Origin of the sequence: Hoeflea sp. CAU 1731 (genome assembly GCF_039888615.1) — a bacterium.
Lineage (GTDB): Bacteria > Pseudomonadota > Alphaproteobacteria > Rhizobiales > Rhizobiaceae > Flavimaribacter.
The window spans coordinates 179,686-195,108 of record NZ_JBDQQS010000008.1; the positions used below are offsets into that span (position 1 = coordinate 179,686).

11 protein-coding genes and 1 pseudogene are annotated in these 15,423 nt (G+C 60.9%); 3 read left to right on the plus strand and 9 right to left on the minus strand.

The genetic code is table 11. The features are described 5' to 3' along the window. Window position 1: 1 nt before the first annotated feature. The gene (locus tag AAFN47_RS14770; RefSeq protein WP_499810011.1) at window positions 2–1,243 is read right to left on the minus strand and encodes a urate hydroxylase PuuD; all 1,242 of its coding nucleotides are present in this window, start codon (window positions 1,241–1,243) and stop codon (window positions 2–4) included. A gap of 111 nt (window positions 1,244–1,354) precedes the next feature. Here AAFN47_RS14770 and AAFN47_RS14775 point away from each other — a divergent pair, with 111 nt between their 5' ends. Continuing rightward, a complete protein-coding gene (locus AAFN47_RS14775; RefSeq protein ID WP_499810012.1) occupies window positions 1,355–2,275 on the plus strand; it encodes a LysR family transcriptional regulator in 921 nt (306 codons plus the stop codon). A 93-nt stretch (window positions 2,276–2,368) separates the two neighbouring features. Here AAFN47_RS14775 and AAFN47_RS14780 read toward each other — a convergent pair. The 8 genes and pseudogenes from AAFN47_RS14780 to hutI all read right to left on the minus strand — a co-directional run. Further along, a pseudogene (locus tag AAFN47_RS14780) lies at window positions 2,369–3,007 on the minus strand (MBL fold metallo-hydrolase); the annotation flags it as partial. A 147-nt stretch (window positions 3,008–3,154) separates the two neighbouring features. Continuing rightward, window positions 3,155–3,964: a xanthine dehydrogenase accessory protein XdhC gene (gene xdhC / locus AAFN47_RS14785; RefSeq protein ID WP_499810013.1), complete on the minus strand. Its 810-nt coding sequence runs from the start codon at window positions 3,962–3,964 to the stop codon at window positions 3,155–3,157. A 3-nt stretch (window positions 3,965–3,967) separates the two neighbouring features. After that, window positions 3,968–6,295 (minus strand): xanthine dehydrogenase molybdopterin binding subunit, encoded by a 2,328-nt coding sequence (gene xdhB, locus AAFN47_RS14790; protein ID WP_499810014.1) that lies wholly within the window; start codon window positions 6,293–6,295, stop codon window positions 3,968–3,970. 2 nt (window positions 6,296–6,297) lie between these two features. After that, a complete protein-coding gene (xdhA, locus tag AAFN47_RS14795) occupies window positions 6,298–7,770 on the minus strand; it encodes a xanthine dehydrogenase small subunit (RefSeq protein WP_499810015.1) in 1,473 nt (490 codons plus the stop codon). A 185-nt stretch (window positions 7,771–7,955) separates the two neighbouring features. Then, on the minus strand, window positions 7,956–9,629 hold the full coding sequence (gene hutU, locus AAFN47_RS14800) for a urocanate hydratase (RefSeq protein WP_499810016.1): 1,674 nt from the start codon (window positions 9,627–9,629) through the stop codon (window positions 7,956–7,958). A 28-nt stretch (window positions 9,630–9,657) separates the two neighbouring features. Further along, window positions 9,658–10,470, minus strand: a complete 813-nt coding sequence (gene hutG, locus AAFN47_RS14805; protein WP_499810017.1) for an N-formylglutamate deformylase — start codon at window positions 10,468–10,470, stop codon at window positions 9,658–9,660. Further along, window positions 10,467–12,008, minus strand: a complete 1,542-nt coding sequence (gene hutH, locus AAFN47_RS14810) for a histidine ammonia-lyase (protein ID WP_499810018.1) — start codon at window positions 12,006–12,008, stop codon at window positions 10,467–10,469. The genes hutG and hutH overlap by 4 nt, the downstream gene beginning before the upstream one ends. A gap of 4 nt (window positions 12,009–12,012) precedes the next feature. Continuing rightward, complete coding sequence (gene hutI / locus AAFN47_RS14815; RefSeq protein WP_499810019.1) at window positions 12,013–13,230, minus strand: imidazolonepropionase; 1,218 nt, start codon at window positions 13,228–13,230, stop codon at window positions 12,013–12,015. 79 nt (window positions 13,231–13,309) lie between these two features. On the opposite strand from hutI, the gene AAFN47_RS14820 reads away from it, so the two are divergent. Together AAFN47_RS14820 and hutC are read left to right on the plus strand one after the other, a co-directional pair. Beyond that, window positions 13,310–14,683, plus strand: a complete 1,374-nt coding sequence (locus AAFN47_RS14820) for a formimidoylglutamate deiminase (protein ID WP_499810020.1) — start codon at window positions 13,310–13,312, stop codon at window positions 14,681–14,683. A gap of 3 nt (window positions 14,684–14,686) precedes the next feature. Further along, window positions 14,687–15,376 (plus strand): histidine utilization transcriptional repressor HutC, encoded by a 690-nt coding sequence (hutC, locus tag AAFN47_RS14825; RefSeq protein WP_499810021.1) that lies wholly within the window; start codon window positions 14,687–14,689, stop codon window positions 15,374–15,376. The last annotated feature ends 47 nt before the right edge of the window (window positions 15,377–15,423 follow it).

Genomic DNA, 15,423 nt, shown 5'->3' on the forward strand with positions numbered 1-15,423 from the left:
TCTAGTTCCTGTCGCCGTGAACCGAAGTCTCGAACCAGGCGACGAGGATTTCGCGCTCGTCCGGTGCGATTTCGGTGACGTTGGCCGGAGGCATGGCGTTGGTGCGGCCCGCCTGTAGATAAATTTCGCGCGCATGGGCGGCGATTTCGGCGTCGCTTTCCAGAAGCACGCCCTTCGGCGGGAAGTTGACGCCCTGCCAGACCGGATCGTTTGAATGGCACATGGAGCAGCGCGAGAGCACAATGTCTTTCACCGCCGGGAAATGCGCATTGTCCGCAAAACGCTGATAGGTGGCCGGAACCGAAGTCTCGCCTTCTGCGTCCATATCGCTCAGCTTCGGCGGTGAGGACAGCCAGATGATGACGATGAAGATGATCACCGTGACCAGCCAGGTCCAGGTCGGGCTGCCCTGGCGGGCGTGGCGCGTGTTGAACCAGTGGCGGATGGTGACGCCCATCAGGAAGACGAGGGATGCGATGATCCAGTTATATTCCGTCGCAAAAGCCAGCGGATAATGGTTCGACAGCATCAGGAAGATGACCGGCAGGGTCAGGTAGTTGTTGTGCGTCGAACGCTGCTTGGCGATCTTGCCGTAGATCGGATCAGGCGTCTTGCCCGCGATCAGGTCGGCGACCACGATCTTCTGGTTCGGGATGATGACGAAGAAGACGTTCGCGCTCATGATGGTGGCGGTGAAGGCGCCCAGATGCAGGAGCGCGGCCCGTCCTGTGAATACTTCCGTATAGGCCCAGGCCATCGCCACCAGCAAAACGTACAGGAACACCATCAGGATCGTGTTGCTGTAGTTGACAAAGGTCTTGCAGATGAGGTCGTAAGCGATCCAGCCGAAAGCGATGGAAGCGAGCGAGATCAGGATCGCGACCGGTATCGAGATATCCATCACGTTCGGATCGATGAGGTAAAGATCGGCCCCGGCGTAATAGACGATGCACAGCATCGCGAAGCCCGACAGCCACGTCGTGTAGGACTCCCACTTGAACCAGGTCAGATGCTCGGGCATCTCCGGCGGCGCGACCAGATATTTGCGCATATTGTAGAAGCCGCCGCCATGCACCTGCCATTCCTCTCCGCTGACGCCTTCCGGCAGACCTGGTCGATGCTGCAGCCCGAGATCGAGCGCGATGAAGTAGAAGGAAGATCCGATCCAGGCAATGGCGGTGATCACGTGCAGCCAGCGCGCAGCGAAAGCAAGCCATTCCCAGGTGACGGCGAAATCGTACATGAAATATCGTCCCCGGCAGTTTTGTTTATTGTGCAGGGCAGCGAGGCTCTTGAAAAGAGGAAAGTCGAATGATGACTTTCAAAAAAATCTGTTAAATCATATGGTCTAACCATGTCATACTTTGAAAATCTTAAGGTCTTCGTCCGCGTCGTCGAACTTGGAAATCTCTCCGCGGCGGGTCGGGACATGCGTATTTCGCCGGCCGTGGCCAGCAACCGCGTCAAGGAACTGGAGAAATATCTCGGCGTTCGCCTTTTCAACCGCACCACGCGACAGCTTACACCGACCGAGCACGGGCAGATCTTCTACAAGGGCGCCAACCGCATCATCCAGGCGGTGGACGACGCCGAGGCGTCAATTGCGTCTGTCTCCGGCAAGCCTAAGGGAACGATCCGGGTCAGTGCGCCGCTCGGTTTCGGACGGCGTTACATCGCCTCCGGCATACCGGCGTTTCACGACCTTTATCCCGACATCGAGGTGCGTCTGCGGCTCTCCGACCACAATGTCGATATCCTCAAGGAACGGATCGACCTTGCGTTCCGCCTCGGCGTGATTGAGGACTCCAGCCTGCGCATGCGCTCGATCATGGAGTGCGAGCGGGTGCTTTGCGCATCGCCCGCCTATCTGAAGAAACACGGCGCGCCGGCGACGACGGATGCACTGGCCAAGGGAAATCACAATTGCCTGCTTTTGCGGTTTCCCGGCTCCACCGAACATGCATGGACGCTGCAGACGCCGGAGGGCGTCAGCAAGATCGATGTGCGCGGCGTTTTCGATTCCGATGACGGCGACGTGCTTCTGGCCTGGGCGCTGGAAGGCCACGGCATCGCGAACCGTCCACGCTTTGAAGTGCAGGCCTATCTTGAGGAGGGGCGACTGGTCGAAGTATTGAAAGATACGCCGCCGGTTCCCGCCCAACTCGCCGCAATCTATCCGCACAAGGATTTCCAGGACCCCAAGCTGCGGTTGTTCATCGATTTCATGACCGCGCGATGCCAGAAAATGATTCTGGAAGCGCTGAACGGGAATTGACGCCAAAAGGCGGCTTTCCGCCATTCCGGCGCTGGTCTGCGCGAACACGCGGCCGACGTCGGTCGGCGAAGAATGGTGGTCGATCGCGATCTTGATGTTCGGATAGTTGTCGAGGGTCGATTGCCGCGCTGCGGCGACTTCGTGAATGAAGACATCGGCGCCGTGCGCCTGAGATATCAGGTTTTCGTTGTAACGCGTGTCGTGGGAGTGCACGAAGACATGATCGCCATATTCGACGCGAAATGCGAAGGCTGTCGGTATGTTGTCGCCGTGATCGACCAGAATGGCGATAATCTTCAATCCGCCGCGGTCATAGACGACTCCTTCTTCGTAGACGTGCGGGATAATGCGCATGTCCTCCGGGTCGATCTCATGGTCGGCCACGCGGATGTCGCGATCGGGTTTCGTCGCAAGCCAGGCGCCTTCGGCGAGGTACTGCACGCCTTCCGGGCCGTAGACGTGCAGAGGACCGCCTCTCCCCGCCCATGCCTGCCGGATGGTGCCCGACATCAGGAGATCGAAAATGCCGCTATAGTGGTCGGAATGGTAATGCGACAGGATGATCGTATCGACATATCCGACGGGAAGTCCGAGCTGCGACAGTCGAATAACCGCGCCGCGACCGCAATCGATCAGGACGCGCTGTTCGCCCGCTTCAATAAGGGTGGATGTTCCGAACGCCTGAACGCTTGGGTTCGGAATGCCGGTTCCCAGCAGCGTAATCTTCAGCATGGGTTTTCCGACGTCGCGACTAACATGTAAAACTATTCCTCATTCCATTTGGATATAATTTTCGCATATCGAAAATATTTGCACATATCGAAAAGCCAAAGAGGAACCGGGCCGTCGTCAAGCTTTTATGTGTACGGGTTGCGGGTTTTACGACTGAGAATGACTGCCAAGTACGGTCACCAGTTCGGCGGCGACGAGCGCTGCAATTACGGCCGGCCGCTTGTCACGGACCTGCGAGCCGCCGATCGGGCATACGAGCCGCGTCGGGTCGGCGCCGCCGCCTTCCTTCTTCAGCCAGCTTCGCAACTGGGCGAGCTTTGTCTTCGAGCCGATCATCCCGACATAGGGGGCGTCATGGCGCTGCAACGCCTGCTCGATGATGATGAAATCCTGCGCATGTTCATGGGTCATCGTCACATAGGCGGAGCCTGCCGGCGCATCGGCGATGACGCTTTCAGGCACTGCGGTCAGGCGTTTCTCCACTCTGTCGGTCGCGCCGTCCAACTCCGCTTTGCGGCTTTCAACGAGCACGGTGCGCACAGGCAGCAAAGAGAGCGCTTCGGCGAGCGCCTTGCCGACATGGCCGGCGCCGAAGACGTAGACGCAGGGCAGGGCGTCTTCTTCCTTGCGGCATTCGGCTCTCAGGGCGTCATGGCTTGCGGCGTCCAGCCTGACGAACGAAAGCGCGACATTGCCGCCGCAGCACTGGCCGATCTCGGGTCCGAGCGGGATGTCAAGATGCGCCGAAGTCACTCCGGAAATCAGCAGTTCGCGGGCCTTTTCAATGCCCGCAAGCTCAAGCTGACCGCCGCCGATCGTACCGGCCTGCGCCAGGGCTGAAACGAGCATCCACGTGCCTTTTTCGCGAGGTGTGGAGCCGCGCGCATTGGCGACGGTGATCCTGATCAGCGGCTCGCCGGCGTCCAGCAGTTCAATCGGCGAGAGCGGTCGCGCCATGGATCATGCCTTCTTCATCCGTTCGACGGCCATGAGAATGCGTTCGGGTGTCGCCGGTGCGTCGAGGCACGGGCAGACACGGTAATGGGCCACACTGGCGACGGCCATCGAAAGGGCCTCGAGTACGGAATTGGCGAGCATGAACGGCGGTTCGCCGACAGCCTTGGAGCGCCGGATTGTGCGTTCGCGATTGGTCGACCACTGGGCGAGCGTCACGTTGAAAGTCTTCGGCTTGTCGGAAGCGAGCGGTATCTTGTAGGTCGACGGCGCGTGGGTGCGCAGCCTGCCCTTGTCGTCCCACCATAGTTCTTCTGTCGTCAGCCAGCCCATACCCTGCACGAAACCGCCCTGAACCTGTCCAAGGTCGATCGCCGGATTGAGCGACTTGCCGACGTCGTGGAGGATGTCGACACGGTCGACATGATACTCGCCGGTCAGCGTATCGATGCTGACTTCGGAAACTGAAGCCCCGTAGGCGAAATAGAAGAACGGTCGGCCCTGGCCCTTGTCGCGGTCCCAGTGGATTTTCGGCGTCTTGTAGAATCCGGCGGCCGACAGCTGCACACGCGCCATATAGGCCTGCTTGATCATGTCGGCGAACGGGATCAACTGGTTGCCGACGCGCATGTGGTTCGGCACGAAATCGATCTGTTCTTCAGGCACGCCGTATTGCTCGGAAGCGAACATCACCAGCCGCGTCTTGATCTGCTGCGCGGCATTGGCTGCGGCCATGCCGTTGAGGTCGGAGCCGGAAGAAGCGGCGGTCGCCGACGTGTTCGGCACCTTGCCGGTGTGGGTCGCCGTGATGCGTACATTTTCCAGGTCGATCTGGAATTCGTCCGCGACAACCTGGGCCACTTTTGTATTGAGACCCTGGCCCATCTCGGTGCCGCCATGGTTCAGATGGACAGAGCCGTCCTGGTAGACATGGACGAGGGCGCCCGCCTGGTTAAAGAAGGTGGCGGTGAAGGAAATGCCGAACTTGACGGGCGTGAGCGCGATCCCCTTGCGGATGATCTTGCTCGTCCGGTTGAAGTCGATGACCGCCTTGCGCCGCGCCTGATAATCGGAGCTTTCCTCGATCTCGTCGACGATGCGCGCGATGATGTTGTCTTCCACCTTCTGGTGGTAGGGCGTAACGTTGCGCTTGTCCTCGTCGTAGAAGTTGACCCGGCGGATATCCAGCGGATCCCTGCCCAGCCGGTAGGCGATTTCCTCGATCACCCGTTCGCCGCCGATCATGCCCTGCGGGCCGCCGAAACCGCGAAAGGCGGTGTTCGAGACCGTATTGGTCATCATCGGCCGGGAGGTCAGGCGAGTGTTCGGCAGGAAATAGCAATTGTCGACATGGAAGAGCGCGCGGTCAGTCACCGGTCCCGACAGGTCGGAGGAGAAGCCGCAGCGGGCGGCGAAGGTCGCCTCAAGCGCCTCGATCCGGCCGTCATTATCGTAGGCGACGTCGTAGGCGATGTGGAAATCATGCCGCTTGCCGGTGACGGTCATGTCCTCGTCGCGGTCCGGCCTGATCTTGACGGGTCGCTTGAGCCGTTTGGCCGCGATGGCGGCGATGGCGGCGAAGATGTTGCCCTGGGTCTCCTTGCCGCCGAAACCGCCGCCCATGCGGCGGACATTCACGGTGACTGCGTTGGATGAGGTTCCGAGCGCGTGCGACACCATGTGCTGGATCTCGCTCGGATGCTGGGTCGATGCGTAGACGGTGACTTCGTCGTCCTCGCCGGGCACGACCAGCGAGATCTGGCCTTCGAGATAGAAATGATCCTGTCCGCCGACGCGCATTTCGCCTGAAAAGCGGTTTGTGCCATTGGCGAGCGTCGTGTCCACGTCGCCGTATTGCAGTTTCAGCGGATCGGTGACGTGCTTGTATCCGGCGTTCATGGCGCCGACGACGTCGGTCTCGAAGGGGAGATCCTCATACTCGATTTCAGCGAGGGTCGCGGCCCTGCGGGCTTGCTCGCGCGTTTTGGCGATCACGGCGAAGATCGGCTGGCCGTGATAGAGACAAGTGTCGGTGATCAGGATCGGCTCGTCGTCGAGACCGTTCGGGCTGATGTCGTTGACGCCCGGCACGTCGTCCGCCGTCAGCACGTCGACGACGCCGGAAGCATCGCGCACCTTGTCGAGATTGATCGAGACGATTTTCGCATGGGCGCGATCGGTCATGCCGAGCGCGGCGTGCAGCGTGCCGATCGGTTCGCCGATATCGTCGGTATATTCAGCCGTTCCGGTGACGTGCTTGTGGGCGGAATCATGTCGGCGCGGCGCGTGAACGCCGCCGGAGATTTCCGTGCTGCTGGCGGATGTCTGTTCCATGGTCATGCTCCCGCCGTTTCGTACCGTTCGATGACGACCGAATTGCCTTCCGTCTCCAGGAAGAACCGCTTGAGCAGGTTCTTCGCAACCAGAAGCCTGTAGTCCGCAGTCGCACGCCAGTCGGTGAGCGGCTGGAAGTCTTTTTCGAACATTCCCATGGCGGTGTCGATCGTGGCTTCGTTCCAGGGCTGGTCCTTGAGCGCCGCTTCGACGGCGGACGCCCGTTTCGGCGTTGCGGCCATGCCGCCGAAGGCGATGCGGACATCGGAGACGCGACCCGACGCGATCTTGACGTTGAAGGCGCCGCAGACAGCCGAGATATCCTCGTCTCGCCGCTTGGAGATCTTGTAGGCGGCGAAAATGCGCGATGCGTCCAGCGCCGGAATATGGACCGCCGAAACAAATTCTCCGGGCTGGCGGTCCTGCTTCCCGTAGTCGATGAAGAAGTCCTCAAGCGGCAATGTGCGCTCGCTTGCGCCCTTGCGCAGGGTCACCTGCGCCGACAACGCAATGAGCGGCGGCGGGGTGTCGCCAATCGGAGACCCATTGGCTATGTTGCCGCCGACGGTGCCCATGTTGCGCACCTGTTCGCCGCCGATGCGCTCCCAGAAGCCGAGCATTGTCGGATAGCGTTTTGCGATCGCCTCGAAGGCGTCGCTGTAGCTAACGCCGGCGCCGAGCGTCAGACCCTCGCTTGTCTCGGTGATCTGCTTCAGTTCGACGAGATTGTTGATGAAGACCACCGGCGTGATCGAGCGGAACTTTTTTGTGACCCACAGGCCGACATCGGTGGAGCCAGCGACGATTGTCGCCTCGGGATTGGCTTCCAGAATATCTGCGAGATCGTCCACGGTAGCCGGAACGAATATCGTTCCCTTGCCGGTTTCGATTTCGACGCGGGCGCCGTCGCGCAATTCGCTCAGCCTGGCTTCCATGGCCGCCCTGCCGGCGACGAGGCGATCGTCGTCGCTTGCGACGCTGCTCGCCGCTTTCGCCGCCTCGATGATGGTCTCGTATCCGGTGCAACGACAAAGATTGCCCTGTAGCGCCTTTTCTATCGCCGCAGGCGTCGCGTCGGACGTTTCGAGCCACAGATCGTAAAGCGACATGACGATGCCGGGCGTGCAGAACCCGCATTGCGAGCCGTGCCGGTCGACCATCGCCTGCTGGACCGGGTGAAGCGCGCCGTCAGCGGCGGCCAGATACTCGATCGTGACGACGTGGCATGCGTCGAGCGAGCCGACAAAACGAATGCAGGCGTTGACGGTTTCGTAGACAAGGCCGCTGACGCCGAGCCGACCCACAAGCACCGTGCAGGCGCCGCAATCGCCTTCGGCGCAGCCTTCTTTCGTGCCGGTCAGTCTCTGGTCGATGCGAAGGAAATCGAGAAGGGTGAAGTCGGGAGCGATATCGTCGAGACTGATCGGCCGGTCATTGAGGATGAAGCGGATCTGCTTACGGACGGGTACGCTCATACTTTCTCCTGACGCTGAAATAGAACGGTTTGAATCTATCCTATCTCGCTTTTGCGAAAAAGTACCAGTTGCTTCCCGAAAAGTCTTTCAATGGAAACTTCAAAGTCTTCAGAAAATATACCGTTAGACCGGGCTGCCTGACGCCGGCTCATTGGCTGGCGTCAGGGTGCAGGAGCGCGTGAGGTTCAGTTTCCGAGGATGCCCGGCAAACGCAGTCCGTTGACCTTCGCGCAGTCGATGGCAATTTCATAGCCGGCGTCGGCGTGGCGCATCACGCCGGAGGCCGGGTCGTTCCAAAGCACCCGACCGATGCGCGCATCGGCGTCTTCCGTGCCGTCGCAACAGATCACCATGCCGGCGTGCTGGGAGAATCCCATACCAACGCCTCCGCCATGGTGCAGGCTCACCCAGGTGGCGCCCGATGCGCAGTTGAGGAGCGCGTTCAGGAGCGGCCAGTCGGACACGGCGTCAGATCCGTCCTTCATTGCTTCAGTCTCGCGATTGGGAGAGGCCACCGATCCCGAATCGAGATGGTCGCGACCGATGACGACAGGGGCCTTCAACTCGCCGTTTCGGACCATTTCGTTGAAGGCGAGGCCGAGGCGATGCCGTTGGCCAAGGCCGACCCAGCAGATACGGGCAGGCAGGCCCTGGAAGGAAATCCGTTCGCGCGCCATGTCCAGCCAGTTGTGCAGGTGCGGGTCGTCGGGAATGATTTCCTTGACCTTCTCGTCGGTGCGATAGATGTCCTCCGGATCGCCTGACAGGGCAGCCCAGCGGAACGGGCCAACGCCGCGGCAGAAGAGCGGCCGGATATAAGCCGGCACGAAACCGGGGAAGGCGAAGGCGTTTTCCAGACCCTCTTCCTTGGCGACCTGGCGAATATTGTTTCCATAGTCGAGCGTCGGGATGCCCATGTTCCAGAAATCGACCATGGCTGCCACATGCACCTTCATCGAGGCGCGCGCCGCCTTTTCGACCGTCTTCGGATCGCTCTCGCGTTTCTCGCGCCACTCGGCGAGCGTCCAGCCCTGCGGCAGATATCCGTTGAGCGGATCGTGGGCGGAGGTCTGGTCGGTGACCATATCCGGCTTCACGCCGCGACGCACCAGTTCGGGAAAGACGTCTGCGGCGTTGCCGAGCAGGCCCACAGACTTGGCTTCGCCGGCCTTTGTCCAGCGGTCGATCATCGCCAGCGCTTCGTCCAGTGTCTCGGCGCGCTCGTCGAGGTAGCGGGTGCGCAGTCGGAAATCGATGCTGTCGGGATTGCATTCAACCGCGAGCATACTCGCGCCGGCCATTGTGGCGGCAAGCGGCTGCGCGCCGCCCATGCCGCCAAGGCCACCGGTCAGGATCCACTTGCCCTTGAGGTTGCCGTCAAAATGCTGGCGGCCGGCCTCGGCGAAGGTTTCGTAAGTGCCCTGCACGATGCCCTGGCTCCCGATATAGATCCAGGAGCCGGCCGTCATCTGGCCGTACATCATCAGGCCCTTCTTATCGAGCTCGTGGAAGTGGTCCCAGTTGGCCCAGTGCGGGACGATGTTTGAGTTGGCGATCAACACGCGCGGCGCATCCGCATGGGTCTTGAAGACGCCAACCGGTTTTCCGGACTGGACAAGCAGGGTTTCGTCGTCTTCCAGCGTCTTGAGAGAGGCGACGATCTGATCGAAGGCCTCCCAGTTTCGCGCTGCGCGGCCGATGCCGCCATAGACGGTGAGCTCATGCGGGTTTTCGGCGACATCCGGATGCAGATTGTTCATCAACATGCGCATTGGCGCTTCGGTGAGCCAGGATTTGGCGTTCAGTTCAGGCCCGGTCGGCGGGTAGACGTCGCGCAGGTTATGGCGGGAATTGGTCATGGTCGGTTACCTGTAGAGTTCTAATGGTTCATTTGGATCCGGAGGTCCGCTCGCGCGCCCATGTGTCGAGAGCGTGCAGGATTTCGCCGAGATGATGGCGCAGGGCGTTCGCATTGCGCTCATCCAGGTCGAAGGGGGCTGCCTCGGTCTTTAGGTGTGATCTCTGCGCGAGCTCCATCTGGATCGCATGGACGCCGTTTTCCGGCTTGCCGTAGTGGCGCGTCGTCCAGCCGCCCTTGAAGCGGCCATTGACCACCGATGTGTAGCCGTAGGCGCTGTTGCAGCAGGCGGCGACAATGCGTTCGATCTCGATGTCGCAGGTCGTTCCACGGTTCGTCCCGATGTTGAAATCAGGCAGTGTGCCCTCGAACAGAAAGGGAATATGAGAGCGGATCGAGTGGCAATCATAGAGGATTGCGACGCCGTGTTTTGCGTGAACGCGCTCCAGTTCCGCCTTCAGGGCGGTGTGATAGGGGCGATGAAAGGCGCTCAGGCGCCGTTCCACCTCCGCTTCGTCGGGCTCCATTCCCTCGCGGTACAGGGGTTTGCCGTCGAAATCCGTGGTCGGGCAGAGCCCGGTCGTGTTCTGTCCGGGATAGAGGCTTTCGCCGGACGGATCGCGATTGGCGTCGATCACGTAGCGGTGGAATGTCGCGCGCACGGTCGTTACATCGTCGAGCAGCCCGTCATAGAGCAGATGAATGTTCCAGTCCGTATCTGTCAGCCGACGGCCGGTGGCGTTCAGAGTTTTTTGGATATCGTCGGGCACGTTGAGGCCGGTGTGCGGCATCCCAAAAACGATTGGCCCGCTTCCACGGACGACTTCGACAGGATCCATCATGCTTCCCCCAGATGAATGAACGGCTCCAACCCGCTTTCCCGGATCAGGCGTCTCGACTGTATCAGTTCCGCGACGTCTTTGAGATCTTTTGCGATGTGGCGATCGTCTTCCAGGGTCGGTACATCGACGCGGATGCGGGCGACGACTTTCTGCAATTGAGGGCTCGTCTTCAAAGGTTTGCGAAATTCTATGCCCTGCGTGGCGCAGAGAAATTCGACCGCGAGTATGTGGGCGAGATTGTAGTTCATCCGCTCCAGCCGCCGCGCGCCATGGGCGGCCATGGAGACGTGGTCTTCCTGGTTCGCGCTCGTGGGCGTGGAATCCGTGCTGCAGGGATTGGCGAGATGCTTGTTTTCGCTCATCAGCGCCGCCGTGGTGACTTCGGCGATCATGTAGCCTGAATTCAGGCCGGGCCGCGGCGTGAGAAACGTCGGAAGTTCGAAATTGAGCGCCGGATCGACCATCAGCGCAATACGACGCTGCGATATGGCGCCGATCTCGGCGATCGCTATGGCTATCTGGTCGGCGGCGAAAGCGACGGGTTCCGCATGAAAATTGCCGCCGGAGACGATACTGTTCTCGTCGAGGATCAGCGGATTGTCGGTCACGGCGTTGGCTTCGATCTCCAGCGTGTGGCCAGCCTGCCGCAGCAGATCGATACAGGCGCCTGTGACCTGCGGTTGGCACCGGATGCAGTAGGGATCCTGCACGCGGCTGTCGTTTTCGAGGTGGCTTTCGCGGATTTCCGAACCCTCCATGAGCTGCCGGATCGCCGCAGCGGTTTCGATCTGTCCCCTGTGGCCGCGCAGTTCATGGATTTCCGCGCGGGTTGGCGCGGTCGATCCCATGATTGCGTCCGTAGACAAACTGCTGGAGACAAGGGACGCCTCCGCGTGGCGCCAGGATTCGAACAGGCCAGCAAGCGCATAGGCGGTGGAGAATTGCGTGCCGTTGATGCAGGCGACGCCTTCCTTGACCTGCAGGACGAGCGGTTCGAGGCCGGCTTTGCGCAGCGCATCGGCGCCATTCATGACCGCGCCCTCGAACTCGGCTTCGCCTTCGCCGATCATGACGCAGGTCATGTGGGCCAACGGCGCCAGGTCGCCGGACGCGCCGACCGATCCTTGCGCGGGGATAACCGGTGTGACGCCCTTTTCAAGCATGCTCTCGATCAGCTTGATGAGACCCCAGCGTACGCCCGATGCGCCGCGGCTGAGAGATAGCATTTTAAGGATCATCATCAGCCTGACGACGCGGGGCGGCGTCGCCGGACCGACGCCGCATGCATGGGACAGAATGAGATTGCGCTGAAGCTTGACCCGGTCTTCCGCCGCGATCTTGACGCTTGCGAGTTTCCCGAAGCCGGTGTTGACGCCGTAGACGGGCTGGTCGCCGGCGGCCGCCTTAAGGATAATCTGTTCGGCGCGATCGACTGCGGTTTTGCAGGCAGGGTCAATCCTCGCCGGCAAATCCTGCCAGTAAATGGTTTCGAGCTGACGCAGGGTCGTTGCGCCGGGAGTGAGGATCGGGCTGCTCACGGGTTCATGTTTCCTTTGACGATTTGGACGCCATGATGCGGCGTTGAAGCGGGTTGAAGGCGATGCGGTAGGCCAGTTCCGCCGGGCTTTCGACATTCCAGACCGCGATGTCGGCCCGGAAGCCCGGCTTGATCATCCCGGCGTCCGAAAGGCCGAGTGACTGCGCGGCGATCCGCGTCACGCCGTCCAGAACCTCTTCCGGGGTCATGCGGAAGAGCGTGCACGCCATGTTCATCGCCGTCAGCAAGGAGGACAGCGGGGACGAGCCGGGATTGCAGTCAGTTGCGACCGCCATGGGGACGCCGTGCTTGCGGAACAGGTCGATCGGTGGCAATTGCCTCTCGCGCAATGTGTAGAAGGCGCCGGGCAGCATGACGGCGATGCTTCCTGCATCCCTCATGGCGGTCACGCCGTCTTCCCGCACATATTCCAGGTGATCGACGGACAAGGCGCCGTAGCTTGCAGCGAGTTTCGCGCCGCCTTGATCGGTCAATTGCTCGGCGTGAAGCTTGACCGGCAGGCCCAGACGTCTGGCGGCGTCAAAGACTCGAGCGATCTGCTGAGGATTGAAGGCGATTGATTCGCAAAAGCCGTCGACGGCGTCCGCCAGACTCTCCGCGGCGGCCTGTTCCAGTGCCGGAATGCAGACCTCGTCGATATAGGCGTCGGCCCGATCGCGGTATTCGGGTGGTATTGCGTGCGCTCCGAGAAAGCTGGTGCGTATCCGGATCTCTCGGGCATCAGCGATCCTGCGCGCGACCCGCAGCATCCGAAGTTCCGTTTCGAGGTCGAGACCGTATCCGGACTTGACCTCAATGATGCAGACGCCTTCGCCGATCAACTGATCGACGCGGGGCAGGGCGGCTGCCAGAAGTTCGTCTTCGCTCGCGGCGCGGGTGGCCTTGACGGTCGAAACAATGCCGCCGCCGGCGCGCGCGACTTCTTCGTAGCTTGCTCCGTTCAGCCGCATTTCGAATTCGTTGGCGCGATTGCCGCCGGCGACGATATGGGTGTGACAGTCGATGAGGGCAGGCGTAACGAGCCGCCCGTCGAGTTCTTCGGTTTCCAGGCCGGCATAGTCTGCGGGGATTGCATCCGACGGGCCAACCCAAGCGATGCGTCCGTCCTTTATTGCGACGGCGCCATTGTCGATCAGGCCATAGGGCGCGCCGTTGTCGGTCATCGTTGCGATGCGCGCATTCTTGAGGACGAAGTCAGCCATCAGGCTCGGTTCCCGTTTGCTTCTTTTGATTTATTATGTATATTCATAATAAGATTATGTCAACAAATACGGATGCCTGATGACAACCCTTTTTTCACCCCTGGCGCTGCTTCCCGAAGGTATTGTCCGCGATGTCCGGATCGCCATCGCCGGCGATGGTCAGATCGAAGCCGTGGAAAAGGGCGCATCCGTGAAGCCGGGCGATGAGGTTCTGTCTTCTCGCCTGCTGCTACCGGCGCCGGGCAACCTGCACAGCCATGCCTTTCAGCGCGCCATGGCCGGGATGACGGAATATCGCTCGGCGGCACATGACGATTTCTGGAGCTGGCGCACGCTCATGTATCGGTTCCTCGATATTCTGACCCCGGAAGAGATCGAGGCGATCGCAGCGCTGGTCTATGTTGAGATGCTGGAGGCGGGTTATGCGTCTGTCGGCGAATTTCACTATGTGCATCACCAAACCGGCGGGCGAGACTATGAAAATATCGGCGAATTGTCGGAGCGCATATTCGCGGCCGTCGAAAAGACCGGCATCGGACTCACGCACCTGCCTGTCCTCTACGCCTATGGCGGCGCGGGCGAGGCGCCTCTGGCCGGAGGGCAGTTGCGCTTCGGATGTGACCGCGAGCGTTTTTCGCGCCTTTACGAGGCGGCCAAAGGCGCGTTGCGCGCCCTGCCTTCGGATTGCTCCATCGGGGTCGCGCCGCACTCATTGCGCGCCGTATCGCCGGAGCTGCTGAGCTTCGTCGCTAATGAATTCACACATGGGCCGATCCATATGCACGTCGCCGAACAGGAAAAGGAAGTGCGCGACGTCGAGGCCTGGCTGGGCCAGCGCCCGGTCGCCTGGATGCTGGATAATTGTGCAGTTGACGATCGCTGGTGCTTTATCCATGCGACGCAGATGACCGGGAAAGAAACCTTGGGACTGGCCGCGTCCGGAGCCGTCGCAGGCCTGTGTCCGATAACGGAAGGCAATCTCGGCGACGGTGTCTTCAACGGCGAAACCTTCCTCGGCGCCGGAGGGCGTTTCGGCGTCGGCTCGGACTCCAATATCCGTATTTCGCTGTCGGAGGAGTTGCGCCAGCTCGAATACAGCCAGCGTCTGAAGCACCGGATGCGCAATGTCATGGTGGCTGGCGGGCAGTCGACGGGAACGACACTCTTCAAGGCGGTCACTGCCGGCGGGGCGCAGGCCTTGCAGCGTAACGCCGGAGCGCTCGAATCTGGCCGGCTCGCCGATTTTGTCGCAATCCACACGGATTATGCAGCCTTGGCGGAACTTCGCGAAGATCAACTGATCGATGGGTGGCTTTTTGCGGGAAATGACGACGTGGTGAGCGATGTCTGGTCGGCGGGCCGCCATATGGTGAGGGAAGGGCGTCACATCGCGCGCGAAGCCGTCGAAAACGCCTTCAGGTCGGCGGCGCGCAGTTTGCGGGAAAGGCTCTGATTGATGCCGACATACAAGGAAATACAAAGCGCCTTACTCGACCGTATCAAGAGCGGAGAATGGAAGCCCGGCATGCTGATGCCGCCGGAGGCTGAACTTGCCGGCGAATTCGGCACGACCCGCGTCACGGTGAACCGCGCCATGCAGGCGCTCGCCGAGGACGGATTTGTCGAACGCCGGCGCAAGGCCGGAACGCGCGTTGTCCAGCGCATGACGCGCGACGCGCATGTCCGCATACGGATTGTCAGGGACGAAATTGAGCAGAGCGGCAGGCGCTACAGCTATCTGCTGGTCAGCCGCCGCGTTGAAAGGCCGCCGCAGGCTATTCAGGCGGAGCTCGGACTTGCCGCCGAAACCGGCGCGCTGCATGTCATGTGCCTGCATTTTGCGGACGGCAAACCCTTTCAGCTGGAAAATCGGTGGATCAATCTCGACGTCGTTCCACAGGCGGGGGATGAGAGTTTCGAGACGGTCAGCCCGAACGAATGGCTTTTGCAGACGGTGCCCTATTCAAATGCGGAGCATGTCTTTCGCGCGGCCGCCGCCGGTTCGGAAGAAACGGAGCATCTGGATCTCGGTCCAAACGAGCCGGTTTTTATCATCGAGCGCACAACCTGGCTCGACGGCCAGACGGTCACCCATGTCAGGATGTCTCATCCGGCGGACGGATTTCGCATCGTGACGCGAGACTGACCTTTTCAATTCGATTGACCTTACCTTTTAAAAGAACGAATCTGCCG

Excerpts from the sequence above, each read along its gene's own strand:
- AAFN47_RS14770 (WP_499810011.1), bottom strand. The coding sequence starts at position 1,243 with ATGTACGATTTCGCCGTCACCTGGGAATGGCTTGCTTTCGCTGCGCGC.
- AAFN47_RS14775 (WP_499810012.1), top strand. The coding sequence starts at position 1,355 with ATGTCATACTTTGAAAATCTTAAGGTCTTCGTCCGCGTCGTCGAACTT.
- xdhC (WP_499810013.1), bottom strand. The coding sequence starts at position 3,964 with ATGGCGCGACCGCTCTCGCCGATTGAACTGCTGGACGCCGGCGAGCCG.
- xdhB (WP_499810014.1), bottom strand. The coding sequence starts at position 6,295 with ATGGAACAGACATCCGCCAGCAGCACGGAAATCTCCGGCGGCGTTCAC.
- xdhA (WP_499810015.1), bottom strand. The coding sequence starts at position 7,770 with ATGAGCGTACCCGTCCGTAAGCAGATCCGCTTCATCCTCAATGACCGG.
- hutU (WP_499810016.1), bottom strand. The coding sequence starts at position 9,629 with ATGACCAATTCCCGCCATAACCTGCGCGACGTCTACCCGCCGACCGGG.
- hutG (WP_499810017.1), bottom strand. The coding sequence starts at position 10,470 with ATGATGGATCCTGTCGAAGTCGTCCGTGGAAGCGGGCCAATCGTTTTT.
- hutI (WP_499810019.1), bottom strand. The coding sequence starts at position 13,230 with ATGGCTGACTTCGTCCTCAAGAATGCGCGCATCGCAACGATGACCGAC.
- AAFN47_RS14820 (WP_499810020.1), top strand. The coding sequence starts at position 13,310 with ATGACAACCCTTTTTTCACCCCTGGCGCTGCTTCCCGAAGGTATTGTC.
- hutC (WP_499810021.1), top strand. The coding sequence starts at position 14,687 with ATGCCGACATACAAGGAAATACAAAGCGCCTTACTCGACCGTATCAAG.